This is a genomic window from Arthrobacter sp. ISL-5, from assembly GCF_018613835.1.
In the GTDB taxonomy this organism is placed as follows: Bacteria; Actinomycetota; Actinomycetes; order Actinomycetales; family Micrococcaceae; genus Arthrobacter.
Window position 1 is genome coordinate 22,458 of the sequence record NZ_JAGGPM010000008.1, and the last position, 15,001, is coordinate 37,458.

Consider the following 15,001-nt stretch of genomic DNA (forward strand, 5'->3'; position numbering starts at 1 on the left):
ACCAGACTGGTGTCATGGAACACGACGCGACTCTCCAGCACGAGACAACCCTGGAACATGCCCTCGATGTGGCGCGGGCCAACCAAAAGAAAGCCCAACAGCTTTTGGACGATGCCCGTGCTGCGCATGCGGCCCGGGAGGTCGGCGAAGACCGGGTGGCCCAACTGGAACGCCTGCTCGACCTCGCCAACGTGGACCTTCGGCGCGTGATGCGGGAGCAATAGCGTGCAGTAGCCTTCCTCGACTGTTCCTGCACAGCGCACCGTTCCGCAACACTGTGGATATCGGCCCTGATGTCGGTGGTCCGGCCTAGGCTCTGTGGGTGAGCAGAAAACCCGACCCGAAGTCCCGGAGCACATGAGCGTCAGTTGGGCCGCCTACCGACGTGCCCGCCGCCACTCGCGTCAGGCGTGGGCCGTGCTGGGGGTACTGTCCGTTGCCCTGGTCGCTGCGATCATCTGGTTCTTCTCCGCCGGGCAATTTGTGGTTGCGGAGCCGGCCGTTTCGGGCCCGAGTGAGGCTCCTGTATTCGACCCGGCCTGGATGAAGCCTGTGTTTCCGCCGCGGCCGGTGCCCGGCGGCAGCGCGGCTGCTGCCCTTGAAGGCCTCGCCGTCAAGGGCCGGGCGCCGAAGAACAATTACCAGCGCACGGCGTTCGGGCCGGCCTGGCAGGATGCCGACCGCAACGGGTGCGATACCCGCAACGACATCCTTCGCCGCGATCTCCGCGAGGTTGTGTTTGCGAAGGGCTCCAAGTGCAAGGTTGCCTCCGGGATCATGCACGAGCCGTACCTCGGACGCATAGCGACGTTCACGCGCGGCGCGGGTACCAGCAAGGACGTGCAGATCGACCACGTGGTTGCACTGGGGGACGCCTGGCAGAAAGGAGCCCAGCAGCTCACGCCCAAGCAGCGGCAGAACCTGGCCAATGATCCCGTGAACCTCATTGCGGCGGACGGCCCGGCCAACCAGGAGAAGAGTGCCTCGGACGCCGCCAGCTGGCTGCCGAAAAACAAAGCCCTCAGGTGCCACTACGTCGCACGGCAGATCTCGGTGAAGGCGGCTTACGGGCTCTGGGTTACCCAGCCGGAGAAGGATGCCATGGCCCGCGTGCTGAACTCCTGCCCGCAGCAGCAGACCATTGCCGCCCGGTGAAGTCGGGAGCCGTGAGCTCGGGCCGTGAACGGCGCGGTCAGTGCCCGAAGGGGTCCGGATCCACTCCCGGCATCCACGTCAGCCCGGGGACGCCCCAGCCGCTCTTCTTGGCCTGTTTCATCGCCTTGCGGGCGTACCTGTCTATGAGGCGGTTCACGTAGAGCCGGCCATCCAGGTGGTCGTATTCATGCTGGATCACGCGGGCGAACCAGCCCGTGGCCTCAAAGTCCACCGGCTTGCCGAATCCGTCGAAGCCCTGGACCCGCGCCCAGTCCGCGCGCTTCAGGGGGTACTGGCCTCCCGGGAACGAGAGGCAGCCCTCAACCTCCTCGTCCGGATCAGGCAGGGCGCCGGAGATCTTGGACAGCGTCAGAACAGGGTTGACCAGGACACCGGAAGGCGGTGCGCCGTCCTCGTTGTCGTACTTGTACACAAAGATCCGTTTGCCCACGCCCACCTGGGGTGCGGCCAGCCCCACGCCGTTGGCGTTGTCGTTCGTCTCAAACATGTCGGCAATCAGCTGGCGGAGTTCGTCGTCGAACACTTCAACTTCGGCCGCACGGCGGTGCAGCACCGGCTCGCCCCAGATGGTGATAGGCAGAACGGTCATGTCAGATGGATCCTTTGGTGCTGGGCGGACTTCAGCCGGCAATGGTGTGAAACGAACAAAGGCCGCACCGGATAACCGATGCGGCCTTTGTGATTGGCCGGCAAGTCAATGCCGTCCTTCGTGAGGGTGAGCGACGGGGGTTGAACCCGCGACCTCCTGGACCACAACCAGGCGCTCTGCCAACTGAGCTACGCCCACCATGTGCCCCACCAGACTGTCCGGCAAGCCGTTCGTCCGAAAAGGCAACGTCAAATAGTTTACCTGCTGTTCGGGGGTGCTTTTGCCACTTTTGGCTATTTCGGCAAAATTTCCCTCAAACGTGGCGCAGATTACTTTCCGGGCTCCACCGCGGCCCCCGGCGAAACGGTCCCGGCAGCGAGCTGATCGACGGGTTCAGCCGGACCGGCTATCCGCTTGGAGATCTGCAGGGCGGTGGCGCTGTCCGGTCCCGGCGCGGGCACGAACACCGCCTCCCGGTAATAGCGGAGCTCATCGATCGAATCCTTGATGTCGCCGAGCGCGCGGTGTCCGCCGTGCTTGGCCGGGGCCTGGAAGTAGGCGCGGGCGAACCAGCGCCGCGCCAGCTCCTTGATGGTGCTCACGTCTACGATCCGGTAGTGCAGGTGCTCCACCACCGAGGGCATGTCGCGGGCCAGGAAGACACGGTCCGTGCCGACCGAGTTTCCGGCGAGCGGTGCCTTGCGGGCATCCGGCACCCACTTGCGGACGTACTCGAGGACGGCGGCCTCGGCCTCGGCGAGGGTCTTGCCGTTGGGGAGTTCTTCGAGGAGGCCCGAGCGGGTGTGCATCTCCCGCACGAAGTCGTTCATCTGGGCGAGTGCTGCGTCGTCGGGCTTGATAACGACGTCCACGCCGTCCCCGAGGATGTTGAGTTCGGAGTCCGTCACGAGGGCAGCCACTTCGATCAGGGCGTCGTTAACAGTGTCAAGGCCGGTCATTTCGCAGTCGATCCAGACGATGCGTTCGTTAGTTATAGGCACCCGATCAGCCTACCGTTTCGCCGTCCTGCTACGGTCCGATGCTAAGATTTCGGGTACGTGGCGGTGTGCCTGTGCGCCCGCCGCGATCCATTCTGGCCGGATATAACGGGGCAGATGGTGGCAGCATGCCCACAACAGATTGGACGATCCTGAGATGACGGCGCCCGTGCCTGCGATTGGGGAAAAGGCCACCGGCACTTCCACAGACCCGGCCACGGCAGAGGTGGACAACCCTCGCTCGCCCATCCTCGCCGGTTTCATTGGTTCTGTGTTCATGGTCATCGGGTCCCTCGGCGTCGGGTGGCTGGCTCCGGCGTCGGAACTGCGGCGGATGCCGCTGTTCATCTGGATGCGCACCGAGGCCTTCGGCGTGGCGTTGTCCATCGTGCTGCTGGCCGTCGGCGGCATGCTGCTGGTCAGGGCCTGGTTGATGCTCGGCCAGCACATCCACGTCTGGGGGAAGACGGCCCGCAAAGCCACCCTCCAGGCCATTGCGGCGTGGGGCCTGCCCATGATGTTCACGGTCCCGCTGTTCAGCCGGGATGTCTATGCCTACATCGGCCAGGGCCGCCTGATGGTGGAGGGATTCAATCCCTACGAGAACGGCATCTCGGCGCTGTCCAACTACTTCCAGCTGGGCGCTGACAAGATGTGGACGGAAGCCCCGGTGCCCTACGGGCAGCTGTTCCTTTGGATCGAGCAGTTCGTGGTCTGGTCCACCAACGTCCACCCCGAGGCCAGCATCATGCTGTTCCGCCTCGCGGCGCTGGCCGGGGTGGCGCTCTGCATTATCTACGTCCCCAAACTCGCCGAACTCCACGGCGTCAATCCCCACCGAGCCCTCTGGCTTACGGCCGCGAATCCGCTTTTCCTCACCAACTTCATCGCAAGCGTCCACAACGACTCGCTGATGATCGGCCTCGCCCTCGCCGGGCTATATTACTCAGCCACCCGGCGCGTCATCTTCGGAATTGTCCTGGTGACGGCCTCCATTGCAGTGAAGCCCATCACCGTGGTCTTCCTGCCCTTCATCGGGCTGCTCTGGGCGGGCAAGGGAGCCCGCTGGCCGCGGAAGTTTGTTTTCTGGGGCCTGACCGCGGGAATCAGCTTTGCCCTGCTTTACCTCATGAGCTTGGTGAACGGTTTCGGCTTCGGGTGGATCAACGGCCTGTCCGCGCCAGGCAGCGTGTGGATCTGGTACGCCCCGGTGGGCCTGCTGGGCCTCGTGGTCGCCTCCATCGCCAACGCGTTCAGCCTGGACGGGTGGGGGCTCGCCAAACTGGTTTACGACGCCGGCAAGGTGCTTGCCGTGGGAATCGTCGCCTGGCAGATCTTCAAGGGAGACCACGACCGCCTCATGCGCCGCCTAACGCTGGCGTTCGCCGCCGTGGTGGTGCTCGCCCCCATGATCCAGTCCTGGTACGTGGTCTGGCTGATCCCGCTGTTTGCCGTGACCGGCATCCGCGATGACTGGCAGGTCAAGGCCCTGTACTTCATCGTGTCCTTCTTCATGGTCTATGCGATTTCAGACCAGCTGGAAGTCTTTCCGTATCTGCAGACCGAGGACCTTGGCCTGGCCTTGGCGCTGGCCCGCAACGCCGCCGCCATCATCGCCCTGCTGTTTGCGCTTTACCTGATCTTCCTGGACCGGAGCACCAAGCAGCTCTTCAGCAAGCCGGACCAGCCGGTCACGACGCGACCCGTCATCTGACCGGGACGTTTTTCAGGGCTTCCCTGCGCGAGAGCGGGCTGAGGGACGGGCCGTTCCGGGCCACAAATTCCAGGACCCAGCCACGTTCGGTTTTGGCGTACTCACGCAGCACCCACCCGATGGCCTTGCGGATAAAGAACTCCCGGTCGGCCATGTTCGCCTCGATGACGCTCTCGAGCAGCGCCATGTCCGTGCGGGACTTCGCTCCCAGGTGGGCCGTGATGGAGGCGCGCCGGATCCAGAGGTCCTGGTCCGCGCTCCAGCGGAGCAACACGGGGGTGAGTTCCTCCCGGTGGGCCTGGAGCAGGGCACAGATCCGGTGGGCGACTCCGTCGACATAATCCCAGGACGCGCCAGTGCGGATGATTTCCTCATACACCGGAAGCATCCGGAGGTCCCGGGCCACCAGCCGCAGCCCGGTCAGGTCGATCGCCGCGTAGCGCTCTTCGCGGTAGTCGGCCTCCCGCCACAGGGCAAGCGCCGTGGACCGCAACTCCTCGGCGGAGGCAAAGGGATGGGCCACCGCAGCGGCCTTGGCGGTCTTTCTCACGTCCGGCACGCGGACGCCGAGGGACGGCGTTGACGACTTCATGTAGGCCTGCGCGGCGGCGCCGCGGACCGGGTCCGCCGCGGCGCGCAGTCCGGAGCGGATGGCGGCCAGCACCTCTTCATTTGCCATGCTGCCAAGATAACGGGTCCTTGGAACCCGCGGCGTGGATAGCCGCTGCCGGAGCGGCCCGCGTGGTCCTAGAGTAGGCAGGTACAGAGTAGGCAGGCACGAGGCACAGCCGGCACGGATCCGCCTGCCGCGCCCAAGAAATCCTGGAGGCCCCCACATGTCCATGATCAAGACTCCCGAGGAAATTGCCTTGATGCGCGAAGCGGGACGCGTCGTGGCCAACACGCTGGCGGCGGTCCGCCAGGCTGCCGCCGTCGGTGTTTCCCTGAAGGAACTCGACGACGTTGCCGCCGCCTCGATTTCCGACGCCGGAGCCACGCCGGCGTTCCTCGACTACCGGCCGCGCTGGGCATCCGTTCCGTTTCCGGGCGTGATCTGCACCAGCGTCAATGACGCCGTGGTGCACGGCATCCCCAACGGATACCGGCTGCAGGACGGAGACCTGCTGAGCGTGGACTGCGGCGCGTTCCTCGAGGGCTGGTGCGGGGATGCCGCCGTCAGCTTCATCGTGGGCACGGCGGATCCGGTGGACCAGGCGCTCATCGACGCGACCGAGGCTGCGCTGGCCAGGGGCATTGACGCCGCGCGGGTGGGCAACAAAATGGGCGACCTCGCGTACGCGATCGGTGGCGCTGCCCGCCGCGCGGGCTACGGGCTGTTGGCTGACCACGGCGGGCACGGTATCGGCCGCACCATGCACGCCGAGCCTCCGGTCCCCAACGACGGCCGGCCCGGGCGGGGGATCAAGCTGGCTGAGGGGCTGGTCATCGCCATTGAGCCGATGCTCATTCTCGGCGGCAAGGGCGATTACTACCACGACGACGACGAATGGACGCTGCGGTCCGCAAACGGCCGCAGGGCAGCCCACAGCGAACACACCGTGGCCATCACCGCGGACGGCCCGGTGGTCCTGACCCTGCCCTGATCCTGCGCTGACGCTGGCCTGACTGCGCTATTCTTGCTGGTGATGATGATAGTTAGCGCTAACAAAGTAGACAGGAACCCCATGCCGCTCACGGAGCACTCCATCAGGTTCGGCCCCTATTCGGCCATCATCACCGAGCGCAGCGGAGCCCTGCGTGAACTGACGTACGGCGGGCGTGACCTGGTGGTCGGCTTTGGTGCGGACGGCCCCATCCCGGATTACCGGGGCGTGGTCTGCGCTCCGTGGCCCAACCGCGTGGCCGGGGGCCGCTACACCCATGGCGGCAGAACATTCCAGGCAGTCATCAACGAGCCCGAGCGGAACACGGCACTCCACGGCCTCGTGCTGGATGCGCCGTGGACGCTGGTGAAGCGGACGGATTCCTCGGTCACGCTCCGTTGCCATGTCGGCGCCGGACCCGCCTATCCGGGCGTGCTTACGGTGACGGCGTCCTATGAGCTGCTGGCCGACGGCCTGCACTGCGCTGTCACCGCCGCCAACGTCGGAGAGACGCCGGCCCCGTACGGAGTTTGCCCCCATCCGTACCTCGTCGCGGGCCCCGCCCCGCTGGATGAATGGACGCTGGAAGTCCCCGCCGGTGAATTTCTCGAGGTCACGCCGGACCGGCTGCTGCCGCGACAACTCAGGACCGTCGTGGGGCACGAGTTCGATTTCCGGATCGAGCGGGGCCTTGGTGCCGTCCGGATTGACCACGCCTTCACGGGCGTCAGCCGCAACGCCGACGGACTGGCGGCCGTGCGTGTCTTTGACCCCTCGGGCACGGGAGTGGAACTCGAATGGGACGAGCGGTGCCCGTGGGTGCAGATCCATACGGCGGACAAGCCCGTGGGGCCGGACCGGCTCGGGCTGGCGGTGGAGCCGATGACCTGTCCGCCCGACGCGTTCAACTCGAGAACGGATGTGGTGGAGCTGCTTCCCGGCTCGTCGCATGAGGCAGGCTGGACGATTCGCGCCCTAGGCCGTTAGCGGTGCCAGCGGTCAGCCGGAGCTTGGTGGTCCGACCCGGAGCCGCACCACTGCGCGGCCGGGAACGGCGCCGCTGACCAGCTCGAAGCCGGCGTCCAAGAAGAGCCCGAGCGTCCCGTGGTACAGATCCGGGGCACCGGCCTTGGGCCGTTTTGCGGCGTCCACGGGATAGCCCTCCACCACTGTCGCTCCGTGGGCTTTTGCATGCCCGACGGCGGCGCGCAGGAGCGCGGCAGCGACTCCGCTGCGGCGGTGGGCGGGGGAGACGACGAAGCAGCTGACGGACCACACACTGGGCGCTCCGGGGGACTCTTCGTGGGAGGCATGGCTGGCAATGGCAGGGCCGGCTATGTCCGGGCCGGCGGCCTTGAGGACCTGCGAACGCAAGATCCGCGGATAGCACTGCCGTGGCTCAACGGCACACCAGCCCACCGGAGTGCCATCCCGGTAAGCGAGGACGCCGGGAGCCGGCGCGCCGCCGTCGAACCTGTTTTTCAGCATGGCTTTACGGTCGGCAGGCGGCGTCGCCGCAAAGTCGGTCCCGGCCAGGGCGAAGAACCGGCACCAGCAACGTGACGGTTCGCCCCGGACGCCGAACAGCTGCTCGACGTCGGGCCACCCGGCCGCCGCGGTGGCGATGCCGCCTGCGGCGTCCTTGTCCGGCTGTGTCATGGCACCAGCCTAGATCAGCCCCTCGGATCCGTCTCGGTGCTCCGTCGAAGCGTCACCTGGCCGGTCACCGCGGCAGCAGCCCCGCCGTCGGCCGTTGAGTCCCCGGCGGTGCCCATAGCCGCCAGCCGGCCGATCTCCTCCAGCGGAAGCCGCACGGTGGACAGTTCCGGGCGGAAGTCGCGCAGGGTCTCGATGTCGTCGAATCCGGCGACCGAGGCGTCGCGCGGGATCCGCAGCCCCTCCGAGCGCAGTGCCGCGGCGGCGCCGATGGCCATGACGTCGTTGACCGCGAAGATGCAGAGCCGCGAGGCCGCCGAATCCGACGTCTGCCTGGCCTTGATCCGGGCAGCCAGCAGCTGGCCGGCCTCATAGCCTCCGGCGCGGTCAAAGCCGCTGTGCATGACCTCGGCAGGCGGCCGTCCGGCAACCGCCAGGCCGTTCTGGAAGCCGCGAACTCGGTCGTCGGACGTCAGGAGTCCCTCTGGCCCGGCTATGATCACGAACTCCCCGGAGTGGTTCGCGGCGAGCTCACGGGCCAGTTCCGCAGCGAGTTCCTCGTTCGGAACGGCAACCACGTGGTAGCCCTCGGAGGCTGAGGCCCCGACGACAGGATGTCCCACGACGCCCACACGGCCGCCGTTGCGGCAGTACCGGTCCAATTCTGCCGCAAGCCCGGCGTTGCCGTCTTGGTCCGCTGGGCGGTTGGACCGGGACCCGGCGATCACTATCGCGTCGGCCCTGCGCGCGGCGAACGCGGCAACAGCCGCCCGTTCGTCGGCAGGGGTGCCGCCGGTGGTGGCCAGCAAGACCATCTTGCCCTGTTCGCGGGCGGCGTCCTGCACGCCGCGGGCGATGGCGGAGAAGTACGGGTCGGCGATGTCGTGCACGATCAGTCCGAGGAGCCCCGAGCTGGATTTCGCGAGCCCTTGGGCCTGGGCGTTGGGAATGTAGCCGAGAGATTCGGCAGCCTTCCGCACGCGCTCCGCGATGTCCGGCCCGGGCGTCCGCGCGGAGCCGTTGAGGACGCGCGATGCGGTGGCGGGGGAGACCCCGGCCAGGCGGGCCACCTCGGTCAGCGTGCTTGCAGCCACAAACAACTCCTCTTCAACAGCCTCAGCTTCGGTCCGCTGCGGCGATGTTCACATTATGGCAGTTGCGGGAGAACCAGGGAAAGCGCTTGCCAAGCGCGCCGGAAATGGGCATCATTGAGAGCGGCGGGAATGCGCTTTCCCGATTTCTCCGAGGTTTCTGGCTATCTGAAGCTTCACTGACTATGAAGAGGACACATGGGCTTCGAAACAAAGACGATCCGCATCGCCATGAACGGCATCACCGGGCGGATGGGTTACCGCCAGCACCTGCTGCGCTCCATCCTCCCCATCCGCGACGCAGGCGGCTTCACCCTCGAGGACGGCACCAGGGTGCAGGTCGAACCGATCCTCGTAGGACGCAACGAGGCCAAGATCCGCGAGCTCGCCGAGCAGCATAAGGTCTCCGAATGGAGCACCGACCTGGACGCGGTGATCAACGACCCCACAGTCGACGTCGTCTTCGATGCGTCCATGACCAGCCTCCGGGCGGCCACGCTGAAGAAGGCCATGTCCGCCGGCAAGAACATCTTTACCGAGAAGCCGACGGCGGAGACGCTGGAAGAGGCGATTGAGCTGGCCCGCATCGGCAAGGAAGCCGGCGTCACCGCCGGCGTCGTCCACGACAAGCTCTACCTGCCCGGCCTCGTCAAGCTGCGCCGCCTGGTTGACGAAGGCTTCTTCGGCCGCATCCTGTCCATCCGCGGCGAGTTCGGCTACTGGGTCTTCGAAGGAGACGTCCAGGCGGCCCAGCGCCCGTCCTGGAACTACCGCAAGGAAGACGGCGGCGGCATGACCACGGATATGTTCTGCCACTGGAACTACGTCCTGGAAGGCATCATCGGCCAGGTCAAGAGCGTCAACGCCAAGACCGCCACCCACATCCCCGCCCGCTGGGACGAGGCCGGCAAGGAATACAGGGCCACCGCCGACGACGCCTCCTACGGCATCTTCGAGCTCGAAACCCCGGCGGGCGAGCCGGTCATCGGCCAGATCAACTCCTCCTGGGCCGTCCGTGTCTATCGCGACGAACTCGTGGAGTTCCAGATCGACGGCACGCACGGTTCCGCCGTCGCCGGCCTGAACAAGTGCGTCGCCCAGCAGCGTGCGCACACGCCCAAGCCGGTGTGGAACCCCGACCTTCCGGTCACCGAGTCCTTCCGGAGCCAGTGGCAGGATGTCCCGGCCAACGCCGAGCTGGACAACGGCTTCAAGCTGCAGTGGGAGGAATTCCTGCGCGACGTCGTGGCCGGCCGTGAGCACCGCTTCGGACTGCTGTCCGCAGCCCGCGGCGTGCAGCTCGCCGAGTTCGGCCTGCGGTCCAACGACGAGCGCCGCACCATCGACATCCCGGAGATTACGCTCTGATGACCTCGCTCATTCTTCCCACCCCCGACGGCGGCACGCGTGAGTACCGCCTCAACTCCGCCACCCCGTGGGCTAGGCCCGCCGCGCCGCTGACATCCCGGCGCGCCTACGCCGCCGCCCACGTCATCCCGGAGGTGACCGCGGACAACACTCCCGGTGCCCCTGCCCGGCTCGACTGGGACGCCACGCTTGCCTACCGCCATGAGCTCTGGTCCTTCGGCCTGGGAGTGGCCGACGCAATGGACACCGCCCAGCGCGGCATGGGCCTGGACTGGGCGGCCACCCAGCAGCTAATCAAGCGAACGGGAGTCGAAGCAGCCTCGCTTGTTTCCGCGGGCAGCGCCGCCACTGCCGGGAAATCCGTCCGCGACCTCGTCTCGTGCGGCGCCGGCACCGACCAACTGGACATGACCTCGCTGCCTTCCGGGAAAGCCGGAGTCCAGGCCGTCCTGGCTGCCTACCGCGAGCAGATCGACGTCGTGTCCGAGGCCGGGCCCAAGGTCATCCTGATGGCCTCGCGCGCACTGGCCAAGGTGGCCACCGGGCCGGACGACTACCTGCACGTCTACTCGACGCTGCTGCAGGAAGCGGACCAGCCGGTCATCCTGCACTGGCTCGGCACCATGTTCGATCCTGCTTTGGCGGGCTACTGGGGCTCCGACGACGTCTCCACGGCCACCGGCACGTTCCTGTCCCTGATCCGCGAGCATGCGGACAAGGTGGACGGCGTCAAGGTTTCCCTCCTCGATGCCAGCCACGAAGTCGCGCTGCGGGCGGCACTCCCGGAAGGCGTGCGCCTGTACACCGGCGACGACTTCAACTACCCGGAACTGATCGACGGCGACGGCACGCACCACTCGGACGCCCTGCTGGGCATCTTCGCCGCCATCTACCCGGCAGCATCGGCAGCGCTGCAGAGCTACGACGCCGGCGACGCCGTCAGGGCCCGCGCCATCCTGGACTCCACCCGGGAACTGGGCAAGCACATCTTCAGCGCCCCGACCTTCTACTACAAGACCGGCATCGCCTTCATGTCCTGGCTCAACGGCAAGCAGCCCGGCTTCCAGATGGTGGGCGGACTGCACTCCGGCCGCTCCGTGGTGCACCTGGCCAGAACCTTTGAGCTGGCAGACCGGGCGGGGCTGTTCAGGGACCCCGCGCTGGCGGCGTTCCGGATGTCCGATTTCCTTCGCATCAACGGAGTGGGAGTATGAGCGACTTTTCGCGGCTGTCCCTGAACAGCGCCACCACCAAGAAGTGGACCCTGGCCGAGGCCGTCGACGGCTGCGTCCGGGCCGGCATCCCCGCGATCGGCCCGTGGCGCGACCGCGTGCACGAAGCCGGGCTCGACAAGGCCGCCAAGCTGATCAAGGACGCCGGCCTGCGGGTATCCTCGCTGTGCCGCGGCGGCTTCCTGACGGCAGCCGACGCCGAGGGGCAGGCGGCCGCGCTCGCCGACAACCGGGCCGCCATCCTGGAAGCCGTGGCGCTGGACACCCGGGAACTGTTCTTGGTGGTCGGCGGGCTGGCGCCGGGGGAAAAGGACGTCGTGGCGGCCCGCCGGCGCGTCGCCGACCGGCTCGAAGACCTGGTGCCGTTCGCCGTCGAGCACGGAATCAGGCTGGTCCTGGAGCCGCTGCACCCGATGTACGCCGCGGACCGCGCCCTGATCTCCACCCTGGGACAGGCCCTGGACCTGGCGGCACCGTACGACGCGCAGGCAGTCGGCGTCGCCGTCGACACTTTCCACGTCTGGTGGGACCCCGACCTCAAGGCGCAGGTTGAACGTGCCGGCCGGGAGGACCGGCTTGCCTCCTACCAGGTGTGCGACTTCAACCTGCCCATCGCGGCTGATGCCTTGCTGTCCCGGGGCATGATGGGCGACGGCGTCATCGACTTCGCCACGATCGGCACCTGGGTCCGGGACGCCGGCTACACGGGCGACATCGAGGTGGAAATCTTCAACCGGGACATCTGGGACGCCGACGGCGACACCGTCCTCGCGGCGATGAAGGAACGGTACGCGGAGCTCGTGCTGCCCTTCGCTTGAAAGTCGCCAGCCCGCCTTCGCCGCGGACGGCCTTAACAGGACTGCCGTCCGCGGGTAGGGTGAGGCCGAGGAGGCACGCTGATGAATGATCAGATCAGGGACGCTGTGGCGTCAATAGTTGTTGCAGCTCCGGCGGAGAGGGTCTGGGAGGCCCTCACGGATCCCGACGACGTCAGGGAGTATTTCCTGGGCACGAACGTCACGTCAACCTGGCGTGAGGGCGACCCCGTGACCTTTGCCGGGGAATGGAAGGGCAAAAGCTACGAAGACAAGGGAGTTGTCCTCGCGAACAGGCCCAACGAACTTCTGCGGATCACGCACTACAGCCCGCTGACCGGCCTTCCCGACCTGCCCGAGAACTACCACACAGTGGAGTACCGCCTGGACCCGCGGGCCGACGGCACGGAAGTCAGCATCACGCAGGGCAACAACAGGAGCGAATCCGAAGCGGACGAATCAACCAAGCTCTGGGATATGGTGCTCGGCAACCTCAAGGAGTATCTGGAGCGCTGACTCGGCGGAGCGGCCGGAGGTTCCCGTGCCAGGCCGCCCAGCGCCGGCGTACTGGCGGCCGGCTTCTTTCAGCGCCGGCGTGTTGCCGATACGCGCCGGCGGTGTTCAGCGGCACGGAGCTGGATGATCCTCGCGGCGCCGGCCATTGCCACGAGCACGCCGCCGCCGACCGCAGCGATGAAGAGTGCGATACCGAGGGCCACGGCACCTTGCAGCCCGAAAAACTTAACTTGGACGAGTTCCTGATTTTGCAGGATGAAGACGATCAGCAGCACAAGGACCACCAGGGCCGACGCGACCGCGGCCCAGATCATGCCGGCCCGGGTGACCGGGCGTTTTGGTTCGTTCCTGGCCGCCGGAGTGGTGCCTCCGTCGTAGCCGGGAAGGGAAGCGGTGCCGGGCCGGCTTTGGCCCTCACCGGTGGCAGGCCTCCGGCCTTCCGCTGGCAGAGGCACGCTCGGCCCGGAGGCCTGCGCCGGCGGCGGTTGTTGCTGATCGGACGGTTCGTGCTCAGATCGATTCTGCGGCATGCCGGTGAATCCTTTCCGATGGTCCGCGCGGCGTGGTGGTGTGGGCGCCGGCGCCACATCACTGTGCCGGCGCCCACTCCGATCATAAGCACGCTTCGGGCCCATGGTAAGCATGCTTTGCATTATTGGGGTCGCGTGTCGGGCGGGGCGGGAACGGTCGGTGGCACTGCACGCCGGGACAACGAAAGACACCCCGGTCCGAAGACCGGGGTGTCAACGATGACCCGACACACCCGTAAAGGATGTCTCGACTCACCACAACGGTGCCCCAGGAGGGAATCGAACCCCCGACCGGCGGATTAGAAGGCCGCTGCTCTATCCCCTGAGCTACTGGGGCAGTGGCTGCCCGGCAGGTTCCGGGCGCCTAAAAAAGTCTACATTGACTTGACCCCGGACGGCGTCACGGGCCTAGATCGTTTCACCAGTCCTCCACACGGCGTCCCCTGACTGGGTTTTGCACATAGGTCACGTTGGCCCTCCCCATTCGCTCGTGGCCGGTCGAAGCTTGGAGTGCCTGCTAGGGCAAGACAATTCGAGACAGGACACCAAGATGACTGACAACATCACCGTCCGCGGCTTCGTTGCCTCGGAGATCCGAAGCTCCACCACTCCCGGCGGTGTTGCCACCGCCTCTTTCCGCCTCGGGTCGACCGACCGGCGGTACGACCGTGCCTCCAACACGTGGGTGGATGGAAACACGAACTGGTTCACCGTTCAGGGATACCGGCAGCTTGCCGGGAACATTGGCTGCAGCATCAAGAAGGGCCAGCGCGTCATCATCGTCGGGCGGCTGAAGATGCGCAGCTGGGAAAAGGACGGCCGGATCTACCATGTGGCCGAAATCGATGCGGAGTCCGTGGGCCATGACCTCATGTGGGGCTCCGCCAACTTCACCCGGACAGCCGGCAACAGCCCCCAGCCGGCCGCGGCCGCAGACGGAACGGCCGGGGATGCCGAGGGACACGAATCCGATCCGTCCGGGCGCGGCCAGGAGGAGGACGGGGAGGAGGATGAGGACTCAGAGGCATCAGACATCTTCATCGACGCCACAGGTGACACCCTGGAGTTGGACTCCGAAACCGGAGAGCTCACTGGGGCGGCAGCCTGACCGGCGGTGGCATGCGGCACCGTAACCCCCGCGGTGCCGCATGGCAGAATGGCAGCGTGACGCGAGCGATGACACCTCAGACAAAATCCGGATCCAAGGGCTATGCCGGCAGGGTGTCCGCCCAGTTCGCGCTCGCCGTGCTGCTGCTGACGTCGCTAGCAGCGTGCAGTTCCGGCGCCGGCCAGCGGCCCGGACCGGAATCTGCCGCCTCGGGCGGGGCATCTTCGGCCGGGTCCTCCGCCTCAGCCCCGGCTGCCGCGTCCTCCGCCGCGGCGCAGGCGACGGCTGCAACCGCGACCGCCCGGCTGCAGCGGACCATGACCGACGCCCTCGGAAGCCTCACAGCAGGCAACCCGAAGCCGGGAACGGAACAGATCACGGCGGCACTGACTGCCGCCGGTGTTCCCGCCCGCACCCTCGAGGTCTCGGCGGGCCGCACGCCCACCGGCCTGGACGTGGATTCCATCGAGGCCGCGGCAGTTCGGGGCAAGGACTGCGTGGTCGGGCAGATCCGCGACGGCAAAGTCACCGTGACCGTGCTGCCGGTGCTGTCGAACGGGAAGTGCTTCGTGGGAGCTCCCGCCTGACGCGAATGTGAGTTATG

Annotated in this window: 17 protein-coding genes and 2 tRNA genes; 11 read left to right on the top strand and 8 right to left on the bottom strand. The window is 66.9% G+C overall.

Annotation, left to right across the window (positions count from 1 at the left end; all coding sequences use genetic code 11):
* Window positions 1–14: 14 nt before the first annotated feature.
* Both J7I89_RS04735 and J7I89_RS04740 read left to right on the top strand, forming a co-directional pair.
* A complete protein-coding gene (locus tag J7I89_RS04735; RefSeq protein WP_214967781.1) occupies window positions 15–224 on the top strand; it encodes a hypothetical protein in 210 nt (69 codons plus the stop codon).
* 133 nt (window positions 225–357) lie between these two features.
* Window positions 358–1,155 (top strand): HNH endonuclease family protein, encoded by a 798-nt coding sequence (locus J7I89_RS04740; RefSeq protein WP_214967972.1) that lies wholly within the window; start codon window positions 358–360, stop codon window positions 1,153–1,155.
* 37 nt (window positions 1,156–1,192) lie between these two features.
* Here J7I89_RS04740 and def read toward each other — a convergent pair whose 3' ends face one another.
* The 3 genes from def to orn form a co-directional block, all read right to left on the bottom strand.
* Window positions 1,193–1,765: a peptide deformylase gene (def, locus tag J7I89_RS04745; protein ID WP_214967784.1), complete on the bottom strand. Its 573-nt coding sequence runs from the start codon at window positions 1,763–1,765 to the stop codon at window positions 1,193–1,195.
* 125 nt (window positions 1,766–1,890) lie between these two features.
* Window positions 1,891–1,963 (bottom strand) — tRNA-His (locus tag J7I89_RS04750).
* Window positions 1,964–2,094: 131 nt separating this feature from the next.
* The gene (gene orn / locus J7I89_RS04755; RefSeq protein ID WP_251044950.1) at window positions 2,095–2,724 is read right to left on the bottom strand and encodes an oligoribonuclease; all 630 of its coding nucleotides are present in this window, start codon (window positions 2,722–2,724) and stop codon (window positions 2,095–2,097) included.
* A 196-nt stretch (window positions 2,725–2,920) separates the two neighbouring features.
* On the opposite strand from orn, the gene mptB reads away from it, so the two are divergent.
* Complete coding sequence (mptB, locus tag J7I89_RS04760) at window positions 2,921–4,477, top strand: polyprenol phosphomannose-dependent alpha 1,6 mannosyltransferase MptB (protein ID WP_214967789.1); 1,557 nt, start codon at window positions 2,921–2,923, stop codon at window positions 4,475–4,477.
* Here the strand turns inward: mptB and J7I89_RS04765 are convergent.
* Window positions 4,470–5,156 (bottom strand): DNA alkylation repair protein, encoded by a 687-nt coding sequence (locus J7I89_RS04765; protein ID WP_214967792.1) that lies wholly within the window; start codon window positions 5,154–5,156, stop codon window positions 4,470–4,472. The genes mptB and J7I89_RS04765 overlap by 8 nt on opposite strands.
* A gap of 157 nt (window positions 5,157–5,313) precedes the next feature.
* Between J7I89_RS04765 and map the strand changes: the two genes are divergently transcribed.
* Both map and J7I89_RS04775 read left to right on the top strand, forming a co-directional pair.
* The gene (map, locus tag J7I89_RS04770) at window positions 5,314–6,081 is read left to right on the top strand and encodes a type I methionyl aminopeptidase (RefSeq protein WP_214967795.1); all 768 of its coding nucleotides are present in this window, start codon (window positions 5,314–5,316) and stop codon (window positions 6,079–6,081) included.
* An 81-nt stretch (window positions 6,082–6,162) separates the two neighbouring features.
* The gene (locus J7I89_RS04775) at window positions 6,163–7,068 is read left to right on the top strand and encodes an aldose 1-epimerase family protein (RefSeq protein WP_214967797.1); all 906 of its coding nucleotides are present in this window, start codon (window positions 6,163–6,165) and stop codon (window positions 7,066–7,068) included.
* Between the two features lie 12 nt (window positions 7,069–7,080).
* Here J7I89_RS04775 and J7I89_RS04780 read toward each other — a convergent pair whose 3' ends face one another.
* Window positions 7,081–7,740: a GNAT family N-acetyltransferase gene (locus J7I89_RS04780; RefSeq protein WP_214967799.1), complete on the bottom strand. Its 660-nt coding sequence runs from the start codon at window positions 7,738–7,740 to the stop codon at window positions 7,081–7,083.
* 14 nt (window positions 7,741–7,754) lie between these two features.
* Window positions 7,755–8,831 carry a LacI family DNA-binding transcriptional regulator gene (locus tag J7I89_RS04785; protein WP_214967801.1) on the bottom strand — a complete coding sequence of 359 codons (1,077 nt, stop codon included), beginning with the start codon at window positions 8,829–8,831 and terminating at the stop codon, window positions 7,755–7,757.
* 195 nt (window positions 8,832–9,026) lie between these two features.
* Between J7I89_RS04785 and J7I89_RS04790 the strand changes: the two genes are divergently transcribed.
* The 4 genes from J7I89_RS04790 (at window position 9,027) to J7I89_RS04805 (ending at window position 12,759) form a co-directional block, all read left to right on the top strand.
* Window positions 9,027–10,196 carry a Gfo/Idh/MocA family protein gene (locus J7I89_RS04790; RefSeq protein ID WP_214967804.1) on the top strand — a complete coding sequence of 390 codons (1,170 nt, stop codon included), beginning with the start codon at window positions 9,027–9,029 and terminating at the stop codon, window positions 10,194–10,196.
* A complete protein-coding gene (locus tag J7I89_RS04795; RefSeq protein WP_214967805.1) occupies window positions 10,196–11,410 on the top strand; it encodes a dihydrodipicolinate synthase family protein in 1,215 nt (404 codons plus the stop codon). The genes J7I89_RS04790 and J7I89_RS04795 overlap by 1 nt, the downstream gene beginning before the upstream one ends.
* Window positions 11,407–12,246 (top strand): sugar phosphate isomerase/epimerase, encoded by an 840-nt coding sequence (locus J7I89_RS04800; protein ID WP_214967807.1) that lies wholly within the window; start codon window positions 11,407–11,409, stop codon window positions 12,244–12,246. The genes J7I89_RS04795 and J7I89_RS04800 overlap by 4 nt, the downstream gene beginning before the upstream one ends.
* A gap of 81 nt (window positions 12,247–12,327) precedes the next feature.
* Window positions 12,328–12,759: an SRPBCC domain-containing protein gene (locus J7I89_RS04805; RefSeq protein WP_214967809.1), complete on the top strand. Its 432-nt coding sequence runs from the start codon at window positions 12,328–12,330 to the stop codon at window positions 12,757–12,759.
* Between the two features lie 68 nt (window positions 12,760–12,827).
* Here the strand turns inward: J7I89_RS04805 and J7I89_RS04810 are convergent, their stop codons facing one another.
* Window positions 12,828–13,289, bottom strand: a complete 462-nt coding sequence (locus J7I89_RS04810; protein ID WP_214967810.1) for a lipopolysaccharide assembly LapA domain-containing protein — start codon at window positions 13,287–13,289, stop codon at window positions 12,828–12,830.
* Between the two features lie 264 nt (window positions 13,290–13,553).
* Window positions 13,554–13,626: transfer RNA gene (locus J7I89_RS04815), tRNA-Arg, on the bottom strand.
* Window positions 13,627–13,839: 213 nt separating this feature from the next.
* Here J7I89_RS04815 and J7I89_RS04820 point away from each other — a divergent pair.
* Together J7I89_RS04820 and J7I89_RS25005 are read left to right on the top strand one after the other, a co-directional pair.
* Entirely contained in the window at window positions 13,840–14,397 is a 558-nt protein-coding gene (locus J7I89_RS04820; protein WP_214967812.1) for a single-stranded DNA-binding protein, read from the top strand.
* Window positions 14,398–14,465: 68 nt separating this feature from the next.
* Window positions 14,466–14,984, top strand: coding sequence for a hypothetical protein (locus tag J7I89_RS25005; protein WP_251044939.1), 519 nt, complete (start codon window positions 14,466–14,468; stop codon window positions 14,982–14,984).
* Window positions 14,985–15,001: the final 17 nt, after the last annotated feature.

Coding starts and splice junctions, on each gene's coding strand:
- J7I89_RS04735 (WP_214967781.1), top strand. CDS start 15: ATGGAACACGACGCGACTCTCCAGCACGAGACAACCCTGGAACATGCC.
- J7I89_RS04740 (WP_214967972.1), top strand. CDS start 358: ATGAGCGTCAGTTGGGCCGCCTACCGACGTGCCCGCCGCCACTCGCGT.
- def (WP_214967784.1), bottom strand. CDS start 1,765: ATGACCGTTCTGCCTATCACCATCTGGGGCGAGCCGGTGCTGCACCGC.
- orn (WP_251044950.1), bottom strand. CDS start 2,724: ATGACCGGCCTTGACACTGTTAACGACGCCCTGATCGAAGTGGCTGCC.
- mptB (WP_214967789.1), top strand. CDS start 2,921: ATGACGGCGCCCGTGCCTGCGATTGGGGAAAAGGCCACCGGCACTTCC.
- J7I89_RS04765 (WP_214967792.1), bottom strand. CDS start 5,156: ATGGCAAATGAAGAGGTGCTGGCCGCCATCCGCTCCGGACTGCGCGCC.
- map (WP_214967795.1), top strand. CDS start 5,314: ATGTCCATGATCAAGACTCCCGAGGAAATTGCCTTGATGCGCGAAGCG.
- J7I89_RS04775 (WP_214967797.1), top strand. CDS start 6,163: ATGCCGCTCACGGAGCACTCCATCAGGTTCGGCCCCTATTCGGCCATC.
- J7I89_RS04780 (WP_214967799.1), bottom strand. CDS start 7,740: ATGACACAGCCGGACAAGGACGCCGCAGGCGGCATCGCCACCGCGGCG.
- J7I89_RS04790 (WP_214967804.1), top strand. CDS start 9,027: ATGGGCTTCGAAACAAAGACGATCCGCATCGCCATGAACGGCATCACC.
- J7I89_RS04795 (WP_214967805.1), top strand. CDS start 10,196: ATGACCTCGCTCATTCTTCCCACCCCCGACGGCGGCACGCGTGAGTAC.
- J7I89_RS04800 (WP_214967807.1), top strand. CDS start 11,407: ATGAGCGACTTTTCGCGGCTGTCCCTGAACAGCGCCACCACCAAGAAG.
- J7I89_RS04805 (WP_214967809.1), top strand. CDS start 12,328: ATGAATGATCAGATCAGGGACGCTGTGGCGTCAATAGTTGTTGCAGCT.
- J7I89_RS04810 (WP_214967810.1), bottom strand. CDS start 13,289: ATGCCGCAGAATCGATCTGAGCACGAACCGTCCGATCAGCAACAACCG.
- J7I89_RS04820 (WP_214967812.1), top strand. CDS start 13,840: ATGACTGACAACATCACCGTCCGCGGCTTCGTTGCCTCGGAGATCCGA.
- J7I89_RS25005 (WP_251044939.1), top strand. CDS start 14,466: ATGACACCTCAGACAAAATCCGGATCCAAGGGCTATGCCGGCAGGGTG.